This is a genomic window from Aeromonas sp. QDB54, assembly GCF_027707385.1.
In the GTDB taxonomy this organism is placed as follows: Bacteria; Pseudomonadota; Gammaproteobacteria; order Enterobacterales; family Aeromonadaceae; genus Aeromonas; species Aeromonas hydrophila.
In genome coordinates, this window is record NZ_JAPCIT010000001.1 from 183,254 (window position 1) to 203,459 (window position 20,206).

Annotated in this window: 21 protein-coding genes; 10 read left to right on the forward strand and 11 right to left on the reverse strand. The window is 64.0% G+C overall.

Annotated features, from left to right (window positions below):
- Nucleotides 1-9 precede the first annotated feature (9 nt).
- From PG881_RS00845 to PG881_RS00855, 3 genes are all read left to right on the forward strand, one after another.
- Nucleotides 10-885, forward strand: coding sequence for a TauD/TfdA dioxygenase family protein (locus PG881_RS00845; protein ID WP_270797779.1), 876 nt, complete (start codon nt 10-12; stop codon nt 883-885).
- The gene (locus PG881_RS00850; protein ID WP_270797780.1) at nt 885-2,168 is read left to right on the forward strand and encodes a glycosyltransferase; all 1,284 of its coding nucleotides are present in this window, start codon (nt 885-887) and stop codon (nt 2,166-2,168) included. The genes PG881_RS00845 and PG881_RS00850 overlap by 1 nt, the downstream gene beginning before the upstream one ends.
- A gap of 278 nt (nt 2,169-2,446) precedes the next feature.
- A complete protein-coding gene (locus tag PG881_RS00855) occupies nt 2,447-3,373 on the forward strand; it encodes a L,D-transpeptidase family protein (protein ID WP_011707051.1) in 927 nt (308 codons plus the stop codon).
- A gap of 75 nt (nt 3,374-3,448) precedes the next feature.
- Here PG881_RS00855 and PG881_RS00860 read toward each other — a convergent pair whose 3' ends face one another.
- The 4 genes from PG881_RS00860 to fldB form a co-directional block, all read right to left on the reverse strand.
- Complete coding sequence (locus PG881_RS00860) at nt 3,449-3,841, reverse strand: VOC family protein (RefSeq protein WP_270797781.1); 393 nt, start codon at nt 3,839-3,841, stop codon at nt 3,449-3,451.
- A gap of 175 nt (nt 3,842-4,016) precedes the next feature.
- Nucleotides 4,017-5,357, reverse strand: coding sequence for a TldD/PmbA family protein (locus PG881_RS00865; RefSeq protein ID WP_270797782.1), 1,341 nt, complete (start codon nt 5,355-5,357; stop codon nt 4,017-4,019).
- Complete coding sequence (locus tag PG881_RS00870) at nt 5,357-6,757, reverse strand: TldD/PmbA family protein (protein ID WP_270797783.1); 1,401 nt, start codon at nt 6,755-6,757, stop codon at nt 5,357-5,359. The genes PG881_RS00865 and PG881_RS00870 overlap by 1 nt, the downstream gene beginning before the upstream one ends.
- Nucleotides 6,758-7,070: 313 nt before the next feature.
- Complete coding sequence (gene fldB, locus PG881_RS00875; RefSeq protein WP_011707047.1) at nt 7,071-7,589, reverse strand: flavodoxin FldB; 519 nt, start codon at nt 7,587-7,589, stop codon at nt 7,071-7,073.
- Between the two features lie 187 nt (nt 7,590-7,776).
- Between fldB and xerD the strand changes: the two genes are divergently transcribed.
- Nucleotides 7,777-8,676 (forward strand): site-specific tyrosine recombinase XerD, encoded by a 900-nt coding sequence (gene xerD, locus PG881_RS00880; RefSeq protein WP_011707046.1) that lies wholly within the window; start codon nt 7,777-7,779, stop codon nt 8,674-8,676.
- Between the two features lie 72 nt (nt 8,677-8,748).
- Here the strand turns inward: xerD and mscL are convergent, their stop codons facing one another.
- On the reverse strand, nt 8,749-9,159 hold the full coding sequence (gene mscL / locus PG881_RS00885; RefSeq protein ID WP_010673746.1) for a large-conductance mechanosensitive channel protein MscL: 411 nt from the start codon (nt 9,157-9,159) through the stop codon (nt 8,749-8,751).
- A gap of 259 nt (nt 9,160-9,418) precedes the next feature.
- On the opposite strand from mscL, the gene PG881_RS00890 reads away from it, so the two are divergent.
- The 6 genes from PG881_RS00890 to nqrE all read left to right on the forward strand — a co-directional run bounded on the left by PG881_RS00890 (nt 9,419) and on the right by nqrE (nt 15,078).
- Nucleotides 9,419-10,123 (forward strand): disulfide isomerase DsbC N-terminal domain-containing protein, encoded by a 705-nt coding sequence (locus PG881_RS00890; protein WP_042014491.1) that lies wholly within the window; start codon nt 9,419-9,421, stop codon nt 10,121-10,123.
- Nucleotides 10,089-11,819, forward strand: coding sequence for a single-stranded-DNA-specific exonuclease RecJ (recJ, locus tag PG881_RS00895; protein ID WP_104452440.1), 1,731 nt, complete (start codon nt 10,089-10,091; stop codon nt 11,817-11,819). Before PG881_RS00890 ends, recJ begins: the two co-directional genes overlap by 35 nt.
- 151 nt (nt 11,820-11,970) lie before the next feature.
- Nucleotides 11,971-13,152 carry a MerR family transcriptional regulator gene (locus PG881_RS00900; RefSeq protein ID WP_270797784.1) on the forward strand — a complete coding sequence of 394 codons (1,182 nt, stop codon included), beginning with the start codon at nt 11,971-11,973 and terminating at the stop codon, nt 13,150-13,152.
- Nucleotides 13,153-13,191: 39 nt separating this feature from the next.
- Nucleotides 13,192-13,695, forward strand: coding sequence for a GNAT family N-acetyltransferase (locus PG881_RS00905; RefSeq protein ID WP_270797785.1), 504 nt, complete (start codon nt 13,192-13,194; stop codon nt 13,693-13,695).
- A gap of 185 nt (nt 13,696-13,880) precedes the next feature.
- Nucleotides 13,881-14,324: a hypothetical protein gene (locus tag PG881_RS00910; RefSeq protein ID WP_270797786.1), complete on the forward strand. Its 444-nt coding sequence runs from the start codon at nt 13,881-13,883 to the stop codon at nt 14,322-14,324.
- A 154-nt stretch (nt 14,325-14,478) separates the two neighbouring features.
- Nucleotides 14,479-15,078, forward strand: coding sequence for an NADH:ubiquinone reductase (Na(+)-transporting) subunit E (gene nqrE, locus PG881_RS00915; RefSeq protein ID WP_011707038.1), 600 nt, complete (start codon nt 14,479-14,481; stop codon nt 15,076-15,078).
- A gap of 44 nt (nt 15,079-15,122) precedes the next feature.
- Here the strand turns inward: nqrE and PG881_RS00920 are convergent, their stop codons facing one another.
- From PG881_RS00920 to PG881_RS00945, 6 genes are all read right to left on the reverse strand, one after another.
- Nucleotides 15,123-15,692 (reverse strand): RBBP9/YdeN family alpha/beta hydrolase, encoded by a 570-nt coding sequence (locus PG881_RS00920; protein ID WP_016351685.1) that lies wholly within the window; start codon nt 15,690-15,692, stop codon nt 15,123-15,125.
- Nucleotides 15,693-15,830: 138 nt separating this feature from the next.
- Entirely contained in the window at nt 15,831-16,328 is a 498-nt protein-coding gene (locus PG881_RS00925; protein ID WP_270797787.1) for a GNAT family N-acetyltransferase, read from the reverse strand.
- A gap of 159 nt (nt 16,329-16,487) precedes the next feature.
- Nucleotides 16,488-17,453 (reverse strand): lipoyl synthase, encoded by a 966-nt coding sequence (lipA, locus tag PG881_RS00930; protein ID WP_011707035.1) that lies wholly within the window; start codon nt 17,451-17,453, stop codon nt 16,488-16,490.
- Between the two features lie 85 nt (nt 17,454-17,538).
- The gene (gene lipB / locus PG881_RS00935; RefSeq protein ID WP_270797788.1) at nt 17,539-18,243 is read right to left on the reverse strand and encodes a lipoyl(octanoyl) transferase LipB; all 705 of its coding nucleotides are present in this window, start codon (nt 18,241-18,243) and stop codon (nt 17,539-17,541) included.
- 96 nt (nt 18,244-18,339) lie between these two features.
- On the reverse strand, nt 18,340-18,603 hold the full coding sequence (gene ybeD / locus PG881_RS00940; protein ID WP_005298227.1) for a DUF493 family protein YbeD: 264 nt from the start codon (nt 18,601-18,603) through the stop codon (nt 18,340-18,342).
- 292 nt (nt 18,604-18,895) lie between these two features.
- Nucleotides 18,896-20,086 (reverse strand): D-alanyl-D-alanine carboxypeptidase family protein, encoded by a 1,191-nt coding sequence (locus tag PG881_RS00945; RefSeq protein WP_270797789.1) that lies wholly within the window; start codon nt 20,084-20,086, stop codon nt 18,896-18,898.
- Nucleotides 20,087-20,206: the final 120 nt, after the last annotated feature.

The window sequence follows — 20,206 nt, forward strand, 5'->3', positions numbered from 1 at the left end:
GAGTTTCCCATGACTGCATCCATCGTTACCCTCGGCGGCGAGCGCTGCCGCATCCTGCCACAGGCCCCGTTCGGCCTGCTGATTGAACCGGCCCGCAACGCCCAGCCGGTGCAGAGCCTGGTTATCGAGGCGCTGCGCGAGCTGGCCCGCCGCCACGGCGTGCTGATCCTGCGCGGGTTCGAGTCCGGCTTCACCGATCCCGAGCGGCTGACCCGCTACGGCGAGGAGTGGGGCGAGATCATGATGTGGCCCTTCGGCGCCGTGCTGGACGTGAAAGAGCACGAGAACGCCACCGACCACATCTTCGACTCCAGCTATGTGCCGCTGCATTGGGACGGCATGTACAAGCCGACCCTGCCCGAGTTCCAGCTGTTTCACTGCGTGCACGCCCCGGCGGCGGACGAAGGGGGGCGCACCACCTTCATCAATACCCGTCAGCTGCTCACCGAACTCGACGGCGAGCGACTGGCCCGCTGGGAGCGGGTGCACATCACCTATCGCATCAAGCAGGTGGTGCACTACGGCGGCCAGGTGCGCTCGCCGCTGCTGGTGCCTCATCCGGTGAGCGGCGAGACGGTGCTGCGCTACAACGAGCCGCCGCGCGAGGGGGTACGTTTTCTCAACCAGCATGCCCTCGAGATTGAGGGGGTGGCACCCGGCGAACAGGCCGCCTTCCTGCAGGATCTGCACCAGCGGCTCTACGACCCGCGCTACTTCTATGCCCACCAGTGGCAGGGGGGGGACGTGGTGATCGCCGACAACCTCGGCCTGCTGCACGGCCGCGAGGGGTTCACCGCCCGCTCGGCCCGCCACATCCAGCGGGTCCACATCCAGGCCAGCCCGGTCTGCCTCAACCCGGCGCTGGCGCCGCAAGGGGCGGCGTGATGGCGACCATTTTGCTGGCGGCCACCGCCACCCCGGGCCACGTTAATCCCATGCTGGCGGCGGCCCGTCTGCTGGTGGCGCAGGGGCATAGAGTGCTGATGCTGTGCGGCGCCCTGTTCGAGCAGCGCATCCGCGCAACCGGTGCCGAATTCGTGCCCTTCGCCCCCGAGGTGGACTTTGACTACCGGGCGCTGGAGCGGCATTTTCCCGAGCGGGCCAGCCTGAGCGGTACCGCCCAGATGGCGCTGGCGCTCAAGCGCTTCTTCGCCGCCCCCATGGCGCAGCACGACCGCCATCTGCGGGCGCTGATCGCGACGGAGAAGGTGGATCTGCTGCTGGTGGAGAACGGCTTCTACGGCGTGCTGCCGCTGTTGCAGCAGGGGGACGGGCGGCGCCTTCCCATCCTGATGCTGGGGGTGAACCCGGTCTCCTTCTCGAGTCCGGACGCCATCTTCTACGGCCCGCGCATTCCTCCCGAGCTGCGCCGCTCCCTTGGCGAGCTGCCCTGGCTCGATGAGCCGACCCGGCAACTGCAAAGGGAGGTTCAGCAGCGCTTCGATGCCGCGCTGGCCGAGGCGGGGGCGCCGCCGCTGACGGCTCCCTTCACCGACGTGATGGTGACGGCCCCCGATGCCTTTTTGCAGCTCTCCTGCGCCGGCTTTGAATACGAGCGACCGGAGCTGGAGGGGGTGATCCGTTATGTCGGCCCGCTGCTGCCACCCCGGCTTGAGCTGACGCCGCCGCCCTGGTGGGCACGGCTCGATGAGCGGCCGCTGGTCATCGTCAGCCAGGGCACCCTGGCCAACGTGGATCTGGGGCAACTGCTGATCCCGGCCATGCAGGGGCTGGCTGGCGACGAGCTGCAACTGCTACTGACCACCGGCGGGCGGGATCCGGCGCGGCTGGGCGCCGCCGTCCCGGCCAATGCCATCGTCACCGAACACGTGCCGTTCGAACTGGCGCTGCCCCGCGCCGCCGTGCTGGTGACCAACGGTGGTTACGGCTCGGTGCAGGCCGCGCTGGCCCACGGGGTGTCGCTGGTGGTAGCGGGCACCGGGGAGGACAAGGCGGAGGTGGCCACCCGGGTGGCGTGGAGCGGCGCCGGCATCAATCTGCACAGCAACGAGCCGACGGCGGACGCGGTGGCGGCGGCGGTGCGCAAGCTGGTGCACGAGCCGCGCTATCGGGCCAGGGCCCGGCTGCTGGCCGACGAGATGGCTGCGCTCGATGCTCGCGCCGCCATCGCCGGGACGGTGACGGCCCTGCTCGGCGGGCAAGGGTGATCCCGTGATGAAACAGGGGGGCTCGATGGCCTCCCTGTTGTTCAGCTTGCGCTCAGTTTGTGGCTGCTAGGGTGGCAAGGGTGACAAGAGGCGGCGTCAGCGGCGCCGGATGCGCTTTTTCATGCAAAAAGAGCGATCCCGACGTTGAATTTTTGGCCGACTCAGGAAAGAATGCGCGCTCGGTAATCGACCTCGGACGCAAGGTGACTCGTCACGGGCCAGACCGAGGATGAAATGGCCGTCGGCCAACTTGGTACAGGAAACCACACAGGAATTTTATGAATCCCCTTCGCACTGCCGCTTCGGCTCTTTTATGTACTCTGGCGCTGGTCAGCCAGCAGGCCGCCGCTGTTGAATACCAGCTGCCTGCAGCCAACAGCCGTCTGATCGGTGAGAACCAGGAGTACGTGGTACCCGCGGACAACCGTCCGCTGGAGCAGATCGCCTCCGACTTCCAGTTGGGTCTGACCAACATCATGGAAGCCAACCCGGGTGTCGACCCCTACCTGCCCAAGGCGGGCAGCAAACTGGTCATCCCCCATCAGCTGATCCTGCCGAACGCTCCCCGCGAAGGGATCGTCATCAACGTGGCTGAGATGCGTCTCTACTACTACCCGAAAGGCAAGAACGTGGTGCAGGTGCTGCCCATCGGCATCGGCCAGCTGGGGGTCAACACCCCGGAGAACTGGATCACCAAGGTGGAGCGCAAGCGCGCCAACCCGACCTGGACCCCGACTGAAAACATCCGTCGCCGCTACGCCGCCCAGGGCAAGACCCTGCCTGCAGTCTGGCCGGCCGGTCCGGACAACCCCATGGGCCTGCACGCGCTCTACATCGGCAACCTGTACGCCATTCACGGCACCAACGCCACCTTCGGCATCGGTCTGCGGGTGAGCAGCGGTTGCGTGCGTCTGCGCGCCGACGACATCAAGTATCTGTTCGACAACGTGCCGGTCGGCACTCGCGTCCAGTTCGTCAACCAGCCGGTCAAGACCACGGTCGAGCCGGATGGCGGTCGCTACATGGAAGTGCACGAGCCGCTGTCACGCAACGAGGAGGAGTTCAACTCTACCGCCTCCGTGCCGCTGCCCATGACCCAGGCCACCACCCGCTTCATCGCCCACATGGACAGCGACTCCAATGTGGTCAAGCAGGTGCTGGAACAGCGTACCGGCATGCCGACCCGTCTCAACCCGCAGGTCTGATGACCGGGGAGACAGGCTAATGCACAACGGCGACCATGAGGTCGCCGTTGTTGTTTCTGGCACTGCCACCGGCCATCAGCTGGCGGGGGGCGCATAGAGGGCCAGCCAGTTGCCCTCGGTATCTTCGATGATGACCCGGGAGCCATGGCCGCTGCCGATGCTGTGCAGGGGCTCGAGTACCCGTCCGCCGATGCTGGGCACCAGCTGTTCAGCCTCCTGCAGGCGCTTGCCAAGGGCGAGGTAGATGAGGGGGCCCGTGTGTCCCGGCTGGTGGTACTTGTCCATGGGGCCGAGACAGGCCGCCGCGTTGTTGCCATCGTGGCGCAACATGGCGAAGCGGATCTCCTCCTGTATCGGCGTGACCGGCACGTCGAGCAGGGCCGAGTAGAAGGCCATGGCGCGATCCAGATCCTTTGTCGGAATGTCGGCCCAGACCAGGGTATTGTCCATCTTGGTGATCTCCAGCATGTTCCGGCCGATGCGACCGGCGGCGCTGTTCCTTGCTGACGGCCTCTGGCGGCAGCTCGCAGGCAGCTTCCTAGAGGTTAGGAGCGGCCCATGAGGGGCGCCAGAGCTAAAAAAGCGGCGCCTGATGGCGCCGCTTTTGGGTGGGGAATTGGAGGTTTTTTCCTTCGATATACAGTTACTTGCCAGCAATGCTCAGTCCGCCGAAGCGGATGAGCGGGGCATAGAAGCTCTTGCCATCGTCGTGGTGCAGCACGTTGGCGACCGCTTCCAGCTCACCCAGCAGGCGATAGAAGTTGCCCGCCACCGTGATGCCGCGTACCGGCGCCACCCGCACGCCGTCCCGACACAGGAAGCCGGAGGCACCGAACGAGAAGTCGCCGCTCACCGCATCGGCGCCGGAGTGCAGGCCGTCCAGCTTGACCAGCTCCAGGTACTCGCCGCCTTGCGTCTCGGCCTCGCTGTGGGGGCCGAGCCCGAACACCAGGTGGCGCGGGCTGACATCCAGCGCACTGCGGGCGCTGCGCGCCGCCGAGCCGTTGCTGGCCAGGCCGAAGTGGTGGGCGGTGGCGCTGTTGTGCAGCAGGGTTTTGAGCTCCCCTTCGCCGATCAGCAGCAGATCCCGGGTGGGGGCACCCTCGCCATCGAAGGCCTTGATATGCATGCCACCCGGCATATAGGCCCGGCTCTCCAGGGTGAGCCAGCGGGAGGCCACCGACTGGCCCAGCTTGTCGCGCCAGGGGTTGATCCCCTGCTGGGCCCACTTACCCGACAGCGCGGCCTGGAAGCAGCCGAACAGGCTGGCCAGAGCATTGGTGTCGAAGATGGCGCTGTAGTGGCCGCTCGGCACCGCTTCTCCCGCCAGCAGGCCATCGGCCACGGCGTGGATCTGGCGGATGAGGGTCTGGCTGTCCAGTGCATCGAAGCGGCGCTCATACTGCCCCTGGGAGAACATGGACTGACGGCCGTCGCGCTCTATGAGGGCGGAGCTGTAGCAGCCGACGCTGAACGCCTGATGCTGGCAGAGGCTGCCCTGGCTGTTGGCGAGCCACAGCCGGCCCTCTCCCTCGAAGAAGCTGTTGTAGGGGGCGCCGGTCACGTCCGGCAGCGCCAGCATGTCCGACTCGAGGCGCAGAGCCAGGGCAATCTTCTCCTCCACCGGGGTGGTGTCGGGCTGATTGATCTCGGCGCAGTCGGTGGTGAGCCGGCTCTGCTGCACGGTGATGGTCTGATCCGGGTCCACCTTGGCGAAGCGGCTGGCATCCAGCGCATCCTGCAGCATGGCGGCCAGCGCCGACTCGTCGAGGGACTCCGAATAGGCGATGCCGACCCGGCCCTCTTTTATCAGCCGAATGCCGATCTGCTGGCTGCTGGTGACCTTGTATTCGCTGAGCTCGCCCTTGTCGGCCTTGAGGGAGAAGGCCTTGTCCTGGTTGGCGATGATGTCGGCCTCGGCACCGAGAGCGGCGACCTGGTCCAGCAGGCGGGCAAGCAGTTGGTTCATGTCGAGTTGGCTCATCAGGCGTTCCCTCCGACCAGAATGTTGTCAACCTTGAGCGGCGGCTGGCCGACCGAGGCTGGAATGGAGCCGGAGACCGAGCCGCACATGCCGGCGGAGAGGGCCAGATCGCGCCCCACCATGGAGATCTCCTTCAGTACCTGCGGGCCGGTGCCGATCAGGGTGGCCGACTTGAGTGGCCGGGTGATCTTGCCTCCCTCGATGAGGTAGGCCTCCTGCACGTTGAAGTTGAACTCGCCGGTGCCGGGCTGCACCGAGCCTCCTCCCATCCGCTTGGCATAGATGCCGTGCTCCACGGTTGCCAGCATCTCGTCCAGGCTGTGATGGCCCGGCTCTATGTAGGTGTTGCGCATGCGCGAGGCCGGCGCGAACTTGTAGGATTCGCGGCGCCCGGAACCGGTACGGGCGTAGCCGGTGCGCAGGGCCCCCATCCGGTCCACCAGGAAACCGGTGAGCACGCCATCCTTGATGAGCTGGGTGTGCTGAGTCGCCATTCCCTCGTCATCGACGTTGATGGAACCCCAGGCGTTGCCCTGCAGCCCCTCGTCCACCGCGCTAACAGCGGGGTTGGCGATGAGCTGGCCCATCTTGTCGTGGAACACGGATGCCTTCTTGGCCACCGAGGTGGTCTCCAGCAGGTGGCCGCACGCCTCGTGGAAGATGACGCCGCCAAAGCCGCTCTCCATGATGACCGGCAGCTTGCCGCTCGGGCAGGGGGCTGCCCCCAGCTTCACCAGCGCCTGGCGGGTGGCGGTGAGGGCCAGCTCGCGGGGATCCACGCCGGCGGCGTGTTCCCAGCCCATCATGGCGCCTGGGGCTTCGTAACCCACGCTCTGTTCGCTGCCAAGGGCGGCGATGGTCTGGGCCATGATGCGGTTGTAGTGACGGCGATCGCTCACCTGCACCCCTTCGCTGTTGAAGATCTCCACCTCCTGCTCCCAGCCCAGCACGTTGCCGGTAAACTGGCTCACCTTGGTGCTCTCGGCGCGGGCCGCGGCATCCATGGCGTGCAGGTAGGCGATCTTCTGTTCCAGCAGCTTGTCGGCTGAGAGCGGCAAGGCCACCGGGTTGCGATCGCTCAGGCGACTGAAGTCGAAGGCGGTGGCAGTCACCACGGGGTCACGCCGATCCTTGGCCGCCAGCAGGCTGACGATGCGCAAGAGCTCATCGCGGCTGGCCAGGTTGGTGTAGCCATAGAGCACCTTGTGGCCGTAGCACAGGCGCACGCCGATGCCGAAATCGAGGCCACCGCTGATGTTTTCTATCTGGCTGGAGAGCAGGCTGAGCTGGCTGCGGCGCTTGCGCTCCACAAACAGCTCGGCGAAGTCGGCACCCAGCGCCAGCGCGTGATCGAGCACGTCGCGGGCGATGGCGGGGGCCAACAGGGAGAATGGGGTCATAGAATTTCCTTATTCTGGTCTGTCCGTTTGCTTCCGATACCCGGCTGTGATTGTTATGGGGTACCGTTTCCATTGTTGCAGACCAGCACAAAAAAGTCGCTATAGCGTCATGCGATGATACCGATTGAGAAAATCGGTGCGATTTATGCGCCCGGCGGCCCGACACCCAGCCGCCGGTAGTCAGGGAAGCGTCTCCGCTGACGTTTGTTCAAGGGGACCTTTCACCAGGCCTTCTTCGTCATGCCGTGTGGGGAGAGGGCGATGGCTGGGGGCCATCGCCAGTTGTATCAGGCAACCCTGTGTGGTTGCTGGCTCACAGCAGCTCGTGGATCTCGCTCAGGATCTGGTCGACCCACTGCTCGATGCGGGATTCGGTCTGGTCGTACTGATTGGCGTCGTCGAGCGCCAGCCCGACGAAGTGACGGCCATCGTCGATCAGCGCCTTGGAGGCATCGAACTCGTACCCCTCGTTGGGCCAGTAGCCCACCAGCTTGACCCCCTTGGGGACCAGCTGATCGTGCAGCAGGCCGAGGGCATCCTGATACCATTCGCCGTAACCCAGCTGATCGCCCATGCCGAACAGGGCGATGATGCGGCCTTCCAGCTCGACATCCTGAATGTCTTCCCAGCGGGATTCCCAGTCTTCCTGCAGCTCGCCAAAGTCCCAGGTGGAGATGCCCAGGATCAGGATGTCGTACTCCTGCATGAGGGTGAGAGGCACATCCTTGATGTTGTGGAGATCAACCAGCTCGGGGCCAATGAGGGCGCGGATCTTCTCGGCGGCCATCTCGGTGTAGCAGGTGGTAGAGCCGTAAAACAAACCTATCTTCATCGCTCTTCTCTTGATCGCAGTCGGCAATGGGAGCGGGCAACCGCAGGGTGGCGCCCGGGGGAGGGCGTCAGTCTAGCAGATTGCCCGACGCGCTTCACCGCCTGGCGGGCGATGGACAACGGCAACTTGCGGCCGCGGTGGGTCGGCACGTTACAATGGGCCATGTTTCCCCTGAGCGCGGCGCACCATGAGCAAGTCTGAATCCCATCCCCTGATCGAGCCGTTTCTGGACGCCCTCTGGCTGGAGCGGGGTCTTTCCGACAACACGGTCAGCTCCTATCGCACCGATCTGGAAAAATTTGCCCTCTGGCTCGATGAGCAGGGGGGCTCCCTGCTGCTGGCGGGGCTGGACGACATCCAGCACTATCTCGCCTGGCGGGTGGACCAGCAGTTTGCGGCCAGCAGCACGGCCCGCTTTCTGTCGGCCCTGCGCCGTTTCTATCAGTACCTCAACCGAGAGAAGCTGCGCAGCGACGACCCCACCGTGCTGCTGGAGGGGCCCAAACTGCCGAAGAAGTTGCCATCGGATCTCAGCGAAGCCGAGGTGGAGGCGCTGCTGCAAGCGCCGCTGGTGGACGAGCCGCTGGAGCTGCGGGACAAGGCGATGCTCGAGCTGCTCTACGCCACCGGGCTGCGGGTCTCCGAGCTGGTGGGGCTGACCGCCGAGCATGTCAGCCTGCGCCAGGGGCTGGTGCGGGTGGTCGGCAAGGGCAACAAGGAGCGACTGGTCCCCATGGGGGAGGAAGCGGTGCACTGGCTGGAGCGCTACTACCGGGAGGCGCGTACCCTGCTGCTCGGCGGCACCAGCTCGGACGTGGTGTTCCCCTCCAAGCAGGCGCGCATGATGACCCGTCAGACCTTCTGGCACCGGATCAAGCTCTATGCCCAGCGCGCCGGCATCCAGGGCGAGCTCTCCCCCCACACCCTGCGCCACGCCTTCGCCACCCATCTGCTCAACCATGGCGCCGATCTGCGGGTAGTGCAGATGCTGCTGGGCCACGCGGATCTCTCCACCACCCAGATCTATACCCACGTGGCCAACGAGCGGCTCAAGGCGCTGCACGGCCAGCACCACCCCAGAGCCTGATCGCCTCACCGGCCTTGCAACAAAAAACCGCCCGAAGGCGGTTTTTTTCAGCACACGACAGGGAGGAAACGGTTATTTCCCCTGCTGGGATTTCAGCAAGTCGCGGATCTCGGTCAGCAGCTCCTGATCCTTGGTGGGGCCGGCCGGGGCAGCGGCTTCCTCTTCCTGCTTCTTCTTCAGGGTGTTGATGGCCTTGAGCCCCATGAAGATGGCGAAGGAGATGATCAGGAAGTCGATACAGGTCTGGATGAACTTGCCGTAGGCGATGACCACGGCAGGGGCATCCCCTTCGGCGGCCTTCAGGGTCACGGCGAGATCGCTGAAATCCACGCCCCCCAGGATCAGCCCGATGGGGGGCATGATCACGTCTCCCACGAAGGAGGAGACAATCTTGCCAAAGGCGGCACCTATGATGATACCGACCGCCATGTCGATCACATTGCCCCTGGATGCAAAGGCCTTGAACTCTTGAATCAGACTCATTTTTCCCCCTAGAAATGGACGACATGCCACTTGAGCGCACGTCGATTTGAATAATAAAACATCAGCAAAACAGAGGGATGACTAAAGATGTCTCCCGTCGTCCTGATTAGCTTGCGGGGCTAAAGCCCGATTGGCAACCTGTCATCCCGTGATTTTTTCTTGCGGACGTTATTAATCGATCACTAATTAAGGTCTTTGGGAGAGGGAATTGTCTGGGTTACCTTATGAGGCCATTCAATCATGCCAAGTGAATGAGCTGATGCGATATTTACTGCTGGGAATGATGCTGCTGTGCGCTTTTGCGGCCAGCGCGGGGATGGACCCCCATGTGTTGAAACAGACCATAGAGCAGCGCCTCGGTGTGCAGGTCTACCTGGTGGACGAGACCCCCATGCCGGGCCTCTATCTGCTGGGCACGGCCCAGGGACTGCTCTACAGCGATGCCAGGGGAGACTATGTGCTGCAGGGCTCCATGCTGGATCTGGCCCACGAGATGAGAAACCTCACCCGGCTCAGCCAGCAGCAGCAACGCAGGCTGGCGCTCTCCCAGATAGGGGAGGCCCGGCTCTGGCTCAAGGCCACCCCTGAACGCCACCGCCTCACCCTGTTTACCGATCTCGCCTGCGGTCCTTGCCGCATCGCGCTGGAGGAATTGCCCCGCTTGCAGGCGAGGGGCGTGAGCGTGCAACTGCTGCCTGCGCCTGTCGCCGCCTCGGATCAGGCTAGCTGGTGCGATCCCGGGCTGCTGCGCGAACTCAACTTCAGCGATCGTTTGCCTGAGAGCGGCTGTAATGCGATCCTTGCCCATCATATCGGCCTGAGCCAATGGCTCGGGATCAAGGCGTCACCGAGCTGGGTCCTGCCCAATGGTGATCTGGTGCGTGGTTACCAGAGCCCCGAACAACTGCTCAAGATACTGGATCACATCAATGCCCCTGCAAATCCGTCGTCGTCCGCGAGTTGATGATTCCCATCTGCCCGCCACCCTGCACCCGCTGCTTCGCCAGATCTTCGCCAGCCGCGGGGTAGAAGACCCTGCCCTGCTGGAGCGCAGCGCCAACCAGCTGCTGCCGCCCCAGCGTCTGTTCGGCATGGCGCAGGCGGTGCCGCTGCTGGCCGAGGCGCTGACGGCGCAAAAACGCATTCTCATCGTCGGTGACTTCGACTGCGACGGCGCCACCAGCTCGGCCTTGTGCGTGCTGGCCTTGCGCGCCATGGGGGGGCACCACATCGATTTTCTGGTGCCCAATCGCTTCGAGTTCGGCTATGGCCTCACCCCGGAGATCGTCGAGCTGGCGGTGGCCCGCGGCGCCGAGTTCCTGATCACGGTGGACAACGGCATCTCCAGCATCGCCGGGGTGGCGGCGGCCAAGGCGGCAGGCATGCAGGTACTGGTTACCGATCACCATTTGCCGGGTCAGGAGCTGCCTGACGCCGACGCGATAGTGAACCCCAACCAGCATGGCTGCGACTTCCCCTCCAAGTCCCTGGCCGGGGTCGGGGTCGCCTTCTATCTGATGGCGGCCCTCAACACCCATCTGCGCCAGAGCGGCTGGTATGAGCGCCAGGGGCTGCGCGCCCCCAACGTGGCGGATTACCTGGATCTGGTGGCCCTCGGCACCGTGGCCGACGTGGTGGCGCTCGATGGCAACAACCGCATCCTGGTTCATCAGGGGTTGCAGCGGATCCGGGCCGGCCGTTGTCGCCCCGGCATCCAGGCGCTGGTGGATGTGTCGGGCCGCGACGGTCGTCGCCTGTGCGCTGCCGATCTCGGCTTTGCGCTGGGGCCGCGCCTCAACGCGGTGGGCCGGCTCGATGACATGTCCCTCGGGGTCGCCTGTCTGCTCTGTGACGACATCAACCTGGCGCGCCAGTTCGCCTCCGAAATGGACAGCCTCAACCAGGAGCGCAAGGAGATCGAGCAGGGGATGCAGCAGGAAGCGCTCGCCACCCTGGAGCAGATCCGTTTTCGTGACGGCGAGGTGCCCTCCGGCATCGTGCTGCACCGGGATGAGTGGCATCAGGGGGTGGTGGGGCTGGTGGCCTCCAAGGTGAAGGAGAAGTACTACCGCCCGGTCATCGCCTTTGCCGAGAGCAGCGAGACCGAGCTCAAGGGATCCGGGCGCTCCATCCCGGGGGTGCACCTGCGCGATGCGCTGGAACTGCTCGATACCCGCCACCCCGGCTTGATGGGCAAGTTTGGCGGCCACGCCATGGCGGCCGGGTTGACCCTGCCCAAGGCCAATATCGAGGCCTTCGGCCGGGCCTTCGAGGCGGTCATCGGCGAGCTGGTGACCCCTGAGCTCTTGACCGGGGTGCTGCTCACCGACGGCGAGCTGCTGCCGGACGAGCTCACCCTCGAGCTGGCGGAGCTGATCCGCGCCTCCGGCCCCTGGGGTCAGGCCTTTCCCGAGCCGCTGTTTGACGGGGAATTCGTGCTGGTGCAGCAGCGGCTGGTGGGGGAGAAGCACCTCAAGATGATGCTGACCACGGATTCCGGCCACGCGGTGGATGCCATCGCCTTTGGCGTCGACTTGCAGCGCTGGCCCGATGCCTCGGTGAAGCGGGTGCGGCTGGTCTACCGGCTCGACGTCAACGAGTGGCGCGGCAACCGCAGCGTGCAGCTGCTGGTGGAGCATCTGGAAGCCGCCGGCCTCTGATTCCCGCGAGTCTCTCTTGCTGTCGATGACGGCCACCTCAGGGTGGCCGTTTTTTTATGGTGTGAACCCGGATGTTGTCGTTGACCCGTCTATTGCTTCACAGTTTAAGCTTCCCTTCATCGGGTCACGGACCCCTCAGCGAGTGGTTGTCATGAAAATATCCGAACTGGCCCGGCGCTGCGGCCTGGCCCGCTCCACCCTGCTCTATTACGAGAAGCTGGGGGTGATTGCGGGCACGAGGGGCGCCAACGGCTATCGCCACTACGACGATGACGATCTGCAGCGGCTGCGGATGGTACAGGCCCTGCAGGCCGGCGGGCTCAGCCTCAAGCAGTGCCTCGCCTGCCTGGCGGGCGAGCTGGAGCAGGCAACGCTGGAAGCCCGGGTCAGGGAGCTGGATGAAGAGCTGGCGCGGATGCAACGCGCCCGGGATCTGCTAGCGGATCTCGCCGGTTTGCGTGCGCACTCCGGCGACGAGTTCAAGGCCTGGCAGCGGCAACTGCAGCATCAAGCCCCGCAGGCCTACTTTGCCTGGGTGATGAAGCAGGGATTCAGTGAAAAAGCGCGTTACCACCTGCAGTGGCTCAGCAAAGACATGAATGAACATGAACGTTATATCCGGGATTTCAAGCTGCTGCTGGACGGCATGAGCTATTGGGGGGCGGGCGATAGCCTCTTCACCCAGCAGCAATTTGCCGCGCTGCCCAGCCAGCCTCGCCGGATCCTCGACATGGGCTGCGGGCGCGGCGCCGCCACCCTGGCGCTGGCACAGCTGACGGACGCCACCATAGTGGCCATCGATCTGGACGAGGAGGCGCTGGCCGCCGTGGCCCGCAGCGCCAGTGCGGCGGGTCTGGGTCAGGTCACCACCCTGTGCGCCAATATGGCGGACTTGCCCATGGAACTTGCCCCCGCCGATCTCATCTGGGCCGAGGGGAGTGCCTACACCATAGGGGTGGCCAACGCCTTGCAAGCATGGCGGCCGTACCTTGCCGGCCCTGCTGCCTGCCTGGTGCTGAGCGACCTGGTATGGCTGACGGACACGCCGCCAGAGGAGGCACTGGCGTTCTGGCAACGGGATTATCCCGCCATGCAGACCCTGGCGGGCCTGCTGAAGACGGTGCAAGAGGCGGGTTATCGCTGTCTGTCGCACACCCCGTTGCCGCAAAGGGCCTGGCACAACTATCTGGACCCCATCGAACGCAATCTGGCGCGCCATCGCGCCGAGCTGGGGGATAGCCCAGCCTGGCAGGATCTGAGCCGGGAAGTGGCCATGCACCGTCAATACCTGGGCTGCTACGGCTATGTGATCTGCTGCCTGCAGGCAGTCTGATCAGGCCATCCATTGCAAGAGAACAAACGGAGAAAACCTATGAACATCCTCATTCGGCCCGAAACGGGTGCCGATCACGACGCCATTGAGGCGTTGACCATGGCCGCGTTCCTCAATGCGCCCCATACCGATCACAACGAGCAGCGGATCGTGCGCGACCTGCGCCAGGCCGGGGCACTCAGTCTGTCGCTGGTGGCGGAGCAGGAGAGGCGGGTGGTCGGCCACCTCTGCTTCTCGCCGGTGACCATCAGTGATGGCAGCCCGCACTGGTATGGTCTTGGCCCCATTTCGGTCTCTCCTGCGCTGCACGGCAAGGGGCTGGGGTCAAGGCTGATGGAGGCGGGTCTGGCACAGCTCGAGGGGATGGGGGCGGCCGGCTGCGTGGTGCTGGGGGATCCCGGTTTCTACGGCCGTTTCGGCTTCGTGTCCGAGCCGGGGTTGACGCTGCCCGGCGTGCCGGCGGAGTACTTCATGGCCCGCTCGTTCGGCGCCGCCATGCCCCGTGGCGAAGTGTGCTACCACCCGGCCTTTGTGCAGGCGTGAGGGGCACTGTGAGGGCAAAGAGAGTGCTCCTTGCGTTCATTGTGGTTTTTAATTGCCAGCTTTATTGATAACGAGGGTTTTTAGTATCGATTCGTGAGTGTTTGCAGGGTTTCAAATTCAAGAAAAAGATGAATTGTGATATATTCGGCCTCGCTGAATCCTCTTTTCAAGAAGGGACTCCCCGCTTGTCACTCGCTGGCCGACGCTCGACCTGGCTGATGGCCCTCGCCATCGCCTGCCTTCTGTGGCTTGCCGCCTTCGCCGCGGCAGAGGTCGGTGCCGCCGTACGTCAGGCTACGGTCGGCCAGGGCGCCTCGATGCAGTTGCATGAGCCAGCCGATCCAGGGCTTGTCAACAGCGTCAGCCTGCCGCCGGGCGGCCAGTGGCGGCTCAGCTTCGAGCAGGGGCGACGGCTGGAAGGGGCCGCTCAAGCCGAGCTCTATCAGGTGCTGCTGGCCTGGTTCCAGCACGATATCCTCGGCCTGCTCTGCGGCCTGCTGTTCTTCCTGCCCCTCATCTACCTAAGGCAACTGAGCGACTACTTCGGTTATCTGCACCGGTGGCGCTTGAGCTGCCATCACCTGCAATTTCGTTTCTGCCACAGCGACTCGTACCTGGCTGCTTGCTGAGCGCCCGTCCGCCCAAGGCTTTCTCCCTCGCTGATTGATGTCCGCCGCGAAGGCATGCCCGTGCGGTCCGGTGCCCTCCTTGCACCGTCTTCATGCCTGCCCGCCGGCGAGCACGAAGGCGGCTCCCACCCCGTACACCTTGTGAGCCGACCCGATGGATTATTATGTAAACCTGTTTATTCACTCGATTTTTGTCGAAAACCTGGCGCTGGCCTTCTTCCTTGGCATGTGCACCTTCCTGGCCGTTTCCAAGAACATCAACACCGCCTTCGGCCTTGGCATGACGGTGCTGGTGGTCATGGTGATCGCCATTCCCCTCAACAACCTGATCTACCGTCATATCCTGCGTCCCGAGAGTACCTTCCTCGGCGAGTTTGATCTGAGCTTTCTCGATTTCATCGTCTATATCGGGGTACTGGCGGCACTGGTGCAGGTGATGGAGATGGTGCTCGACAAACATTTCCCGGCGCTCTATCACGCGCTGGGCATCTATCTGCCGCTGCTGACGGTGCATTGCGCCATCTTCGGCGGGGTGATGTTCATGGCCCAGCGGGATTACGACTTTATCGAATCCGTGGTGTACGGGGCTGGCTCAGGGCTGGGCTGGCTGCTGGCCATTGTCGCCATCGCCGGTCTGCGCCAGAAGATGAAGTATTCGGATGTGCCAGAGGGACTGCGCGGCATCGGCATCACCTTCATCGTGGCCGGGCTGATGTCGCTCGGCTTCATGTCTTTTTCCGGCATCTCGCTTTAGCCGAATGGGTGTAACAACGGCCACGCAAGTGGCCGTTTTGCCATCTATTGGTCCTCGATCATCCCCAGCAGCCGGTCGTGTACCAGTGGCAGCTCCAGAAAACCGTCCCGATCGAGGAAGTGACCGCCATGCTCCAGGCTGTAGAGCGGCGCGGCCAGCTGTTCGCTCAGGTGCTGGCAGTAGCGATAGGGCACGATGGCATCGTCGCGGGAGGCAACCACGACCCGTCGGGGCGCCAGCGCCATGATGTGGGCCGGCTCGTAACCCTGGGTCATGAAGGGATCCAGCTCAGGCAGGGTGTGCAGCGGCTGATCGAAGCCGGATACCAGCAGGATCCCGCCCACCCGGCGGGAGGCGGGCAGGCGGCTCAGCTGGCGCAAGATGGTGATGCAGCCGAGGCTGTGGCCCAGCAAAAAGGTCCGTTCATCGTGATCCCGCACCAGGCTGTCCATGGCGGCGTCCCAGGCGGCGGGTTGCGGATGGTGGGGATCAGGCATGGCCAGCACCTCGACCCGGATATCGCGGGCTTCGAGCTGCGCCTTGAGCCAGGGGAACCAGTGGGAGTGGGGGGAGGCGGTATAGCCGTGCACGATGAAGACGCGGGTGTGCGACATAAGCAGGATCCTGAAACGGGGCGACAGGGAACAAACAGGACGTGCGCAGCGACGCGGGCCGGGGCGGCCTCATCATATCAGCGCCAGCCGGGTGGTGGCACGCCCCTGTCCGGGTGGTACAAGGGCGGGATAAACCGTTCAACCCAGCCGTTTGGCCATGTTGTAGCCGGTGATGGAGAAGCCCGCCTCCTGGTAAAGCGCCAGGGCGCGCGGGTTGTCGTGGGCGACCCGCAGGGTGATCTGGCGGATGCCGCTGCGCCTGAGCTCGGCTTCCAGCAGCGCCATGGCGGCCTTGCCGATCCCCCGGCTGCGGTGGGCCGGCGCGACATAGAAGTCATAGATAAAGGTGGCGGCGCCGTCGCTGTCGATGGCGTGCCAGAGATAACCCAGTGGCTCCTCGTCGGCGGGGGCAACTGCTCCCTCTGCGGGCAGGATGCAGAGCAGGCTGTGGCCGGCGCTGGCCACCCCTTGCGGCAGATAGCGCTGCAGGGAGGCCTCGGCCTTGTGGCGGGCGGTGGCGAGATCGTGGCCCTGGTTGCTGGCGAGATCCTGCGCGTACTCCTCGATGAAGCAGGCGCAATAGGCGGGGTAGTGCTGCTCGCTCATGGGCAGCAAGCGGATAAGCGGTGTCGGCATCCTGCAGATCACTCAAGGGGAGAAGGGAGGCTCACGTTAACCCGGCGGCGAAGTGAGTGCAAACGGCGTTGGCTGTGGTCGGCAGCCGGAGCGGCGTCCGCCTGCGGCCGGCCCATAAAAAAGAGCGCCTTTGGGCGCTCTTTTTTGACCAGGAGGAGGTTATTTCACCTCTTCGCCCTTGGCTTGCAGGTCCGCATGGTAGGAGGAGCGGACGAAGGGACCGCAGGCGGCGTGGGAGAAACCCAGCCCCATGGCCACATCTTTGAGCTCGTCGAACTCTGCGGGCGGCACGTAGCGCTTCACCGGCAGGTGGTGGCGGCTTGGCTGCAGATACTGGCCCAGGGTCAGCATGTTGACGCCGTGTTCGCGCAAGTCCTTGAGTACCTGCACGATCTCTTCGTTGGTTTCGCCCAGGCCCATCATGACGCCGGACTTGGTCGGCACATGGGGGTGCATCTCCTTGATGCGGCGCAGCAGCTCCAGCGACCACTTGTAGTCGGCACCCGGACGGGCGACCCGGTACATGCGCGGGGCGGTTTCCAGGTTGTGGTTGAACACGTCAGGCGGGGTCTCGCGGAACACTTCCAGCGCCTGCTCCATCCGGCCGCGGAAGTCCGGGGTCAGGATCTCGATGCGGGTCTGCGGGCTGTGCTCGCGGATCTGCTTGATGCAGTCGGCGAAGTGCTGGGCACCGCCGTCGCGCAGATCGTCGCGGTCCACCGAGGTGATCACCACGTATTTCAGCCCCATCTCCTTGATGGTCAGCGCCAGCTTCTTCGGCTCGTCCGGATCGAGCGCCAGCGGGCGGCCGTGGGCCACGTCGCAGAAGGGGCAGCGACGGGTACAGATGGCGCCCATGATCATGAAGGTGGCGGTGCCGTGGTTGAAGCACTCCGCCAGGTTGGGGCAGGAGGCCTCCTCACACACTGAGTGCAGCTTGTTCTTGCGCAGGGTGCTCTTGATGTGCTCGATCTTCTGGCTCGACGGCGGCAGCTTGATCCGCATCCAGTCCGGCTTGCGCAGCACTTCCTCGTTGGGATCCGGCATGAATTTCACCGGGATCAGGGCCATCTTGTCGCCATCGCGCAGCTTGACGCCCGGCTCCATACGAACGGGTTTGCTCATGATTCACTCTCGGTGTTTGTTATTGTCTGGTTGATAGCCACCAGGGTCATCTTGGTGCCCTCATGGCCAGGCAGCATGGGCTCGCTCATGCCGCCTCTTCGGTATTCGTGATTGTCTCATAGCCGATCAGGCTGGCCAGTTCGGCCACCAGCATCGCTTGCGCCTCGGCCACGCTCTGCGGGCCGCCCAGGGCGCTGGTCTGGGTCATGGCCATGCCCGCATAGCCGCACGGATTGATGCGCAGGAAGGGGGTCATGTCCATGTTGACGTTGAGGGCCAGGCCGTGGAACGAGCAACCCTTGCGGATGCGCAGGCCGAGCGAGGCCAGTTTGGCTTCTGTCTGCAGCGAGGCGCCGAGCTGGTTCTTCACGTAGACGCCGGGGGCATCGGGTTTGGCATAAGCCTCAATCCCGCTCTTGGCCAGGGTGTTGATGATGGCGGTCTCGAGGCAGGTCACCAGCTCGCGCACCGTCAGCTTGCTGCGACGCACATCCACCAGCACGTAGAGCACCAGCTGGCCGGGGCCGTGATAGGTCACCTGACCACCGCGATCGCTCTGCACCACCGGGATGTCGCCGGGGGCGAGCAGATGTTCGGCCTTGCCGACCTGACCCTGGGTGTAGACGGGATCGTGCTCCACCACCCAGAACTCGTCCGGGGTATCGGGGGTACGGCTGTCGGTGAAGGCCTTCATGGCATCCCATACCGGCTGGTAGGGACGGCGGCCCAGCTGTCTGACCAGCAGCCGGGGGGCTGACGATGGTGATTCGGCGGGGTTTTGGAGTGACATCTTTCCTCACTGACAGGCGCTGGGGTCGGCCAGCGCGGCCACGACAGCCGGCTGGCAAATAATCAGTCGCCCCGGTGGCGGGGCGAGAGAGGCGACTTACAGGACGTAGCGAACCAGCTCTATGTTACCGAGTGCGGTATACATGGCTTCGATATGTTCCTTGCTCTGGGCGGTCACAGTGACCCGGACCGAGTGGTAGTTGCCCTTGGAGCTGGGCTGCACGGTCGGGCTGTAGGTACCGGGGGCGTGCTGCTGCAGCACTTCCACCACCATGTCCGGCAGCGCCGGGTCGGCAACGCCGAGCACCTTGAACGGGAACTTGCAGGGGAACTCCAGCAGTTCATCAAACTTGGTATTCATTTACTCACCTTTTGGTGTCGTCACGGGACGACTTCATCGCTTGTGGCTAGTGGCCGATGGCCCATCAGGGCCGCCATCTACCCGTCTGTGGCGGGCACTGCTCAAGTGTATATGGGCATTGCCCAGGCCGGGATCAAGGTCCGGTCTGGCAGACGAGGCATGGAGGTGCTGCTTTTTACCACAAATCGTCAGTCGGCGGAACCTGCAGATTGCAGGGTTATTGACTGGCCCGACCGCAAAAGACAGCAGCGGCGCCTGTTGGCGCCGCTGTTTGGTCAGGTTTGTGCGCAGGTTACTTGAACCAGCTGGAGACCAGCATCACCAGGTAATCCCACAGACGGCTCATCAGGCCACCCTCTTGCACCTCTTCCAGGGCGACCAGCGGAACCTGCTTGATCTCCTTGTCGCCTTGCTTGAGGAACACGGTACCGACCCGTTGGCCCTTGGCCAGCGGTGCCTTCAGCTCGCTTTCGAGCTGGAAGTCAGCCTTGAGGTTGTTGCCCTGGCCACGGGTGACCAGCACGGAGACGTCCTTGTCGACGCCCAGTTTCACTTCAAACTTGTCGCCCATCCAGATCTTCTGGGTCACCAGCTCGGTGCCGGCCTTGTACGGGGTCAGGCTCTGGAAGAAACGGAAGCCATAGGTGAGCAGTTTCTTGCTCTCGGCGGCGCGGGAACCCTCGCTGCTGGCGCCCAGTACCACGGCGATCAGGCGCATGCCTTCGTTGTTGGTGGCGGAGGAGACCAGGTTGTAGCCGACCTGGCTGACGTGGCCGGTCTTGATGCCATCCACTTGCAGGGATTGATCCCACAGCAGACGGTTGCGGTTGTGCTGGGTGATGCCGTTGAACACGAAGGATTTCTGGGAGTAGATCTTGTACTCCTCAGGCAGATCGCGGATCAGGGCCTGACCCAGACGGGCCATGTCGTGGGCGGTACTGTAGTGACCTTCCGCATCCAGACCGTGCGGGTTCATGAAGTGGCTGTCGTTCATGCCGAGCTTGGCGGCCCAGCTGTTCATCAGGCTGGCGAAGGAGTCGGTGCTGCCGGCCAGGAATTCGGCCATGGCGACGCAGGCGTCGTTGCCGGACTGGATGATGATACCCTTGTTGAGATCATCGACCGAGACCTGCTTGCCCACCTCGATGAACATCTTGGAGGAGTCGGAGTAGTTCTTGGACCAGGCGTTCTGGCTGATGGTCACCATGTCGGTGCGCTTGATGTTCCCCTTCAGCAGCTCCTGGCCGATGATGTAGGAGGTCATCATCTTGGTCAGACTGGCGGGCGGCAGACGCTCTTCGGCGTTCTGCTCGGCCAGCACCTGACCCGAGTAGTAGTCGATCAGAATATGGGCCTTGGCGGAGATCTCCGGCGCGGCGGGAACGACCACGGGGTTGGCGTTCGGGGTCGGTACAGGCGTGTTGGCCTGAGCGGTGGCGCTTATCAGGGAGGCCAGAATAACTGAACGGGCAAATTTGGACATCTTGAAATTCCTGGAGCCTGGTTGGGGTAACCCAAGTTAAAAATGCGGGCTTCACTATACCAGAAGCGACCGTCGGTCAAAGCCCGACGTGCCATCTGGCCTGGTTTTTTATCCATCCGT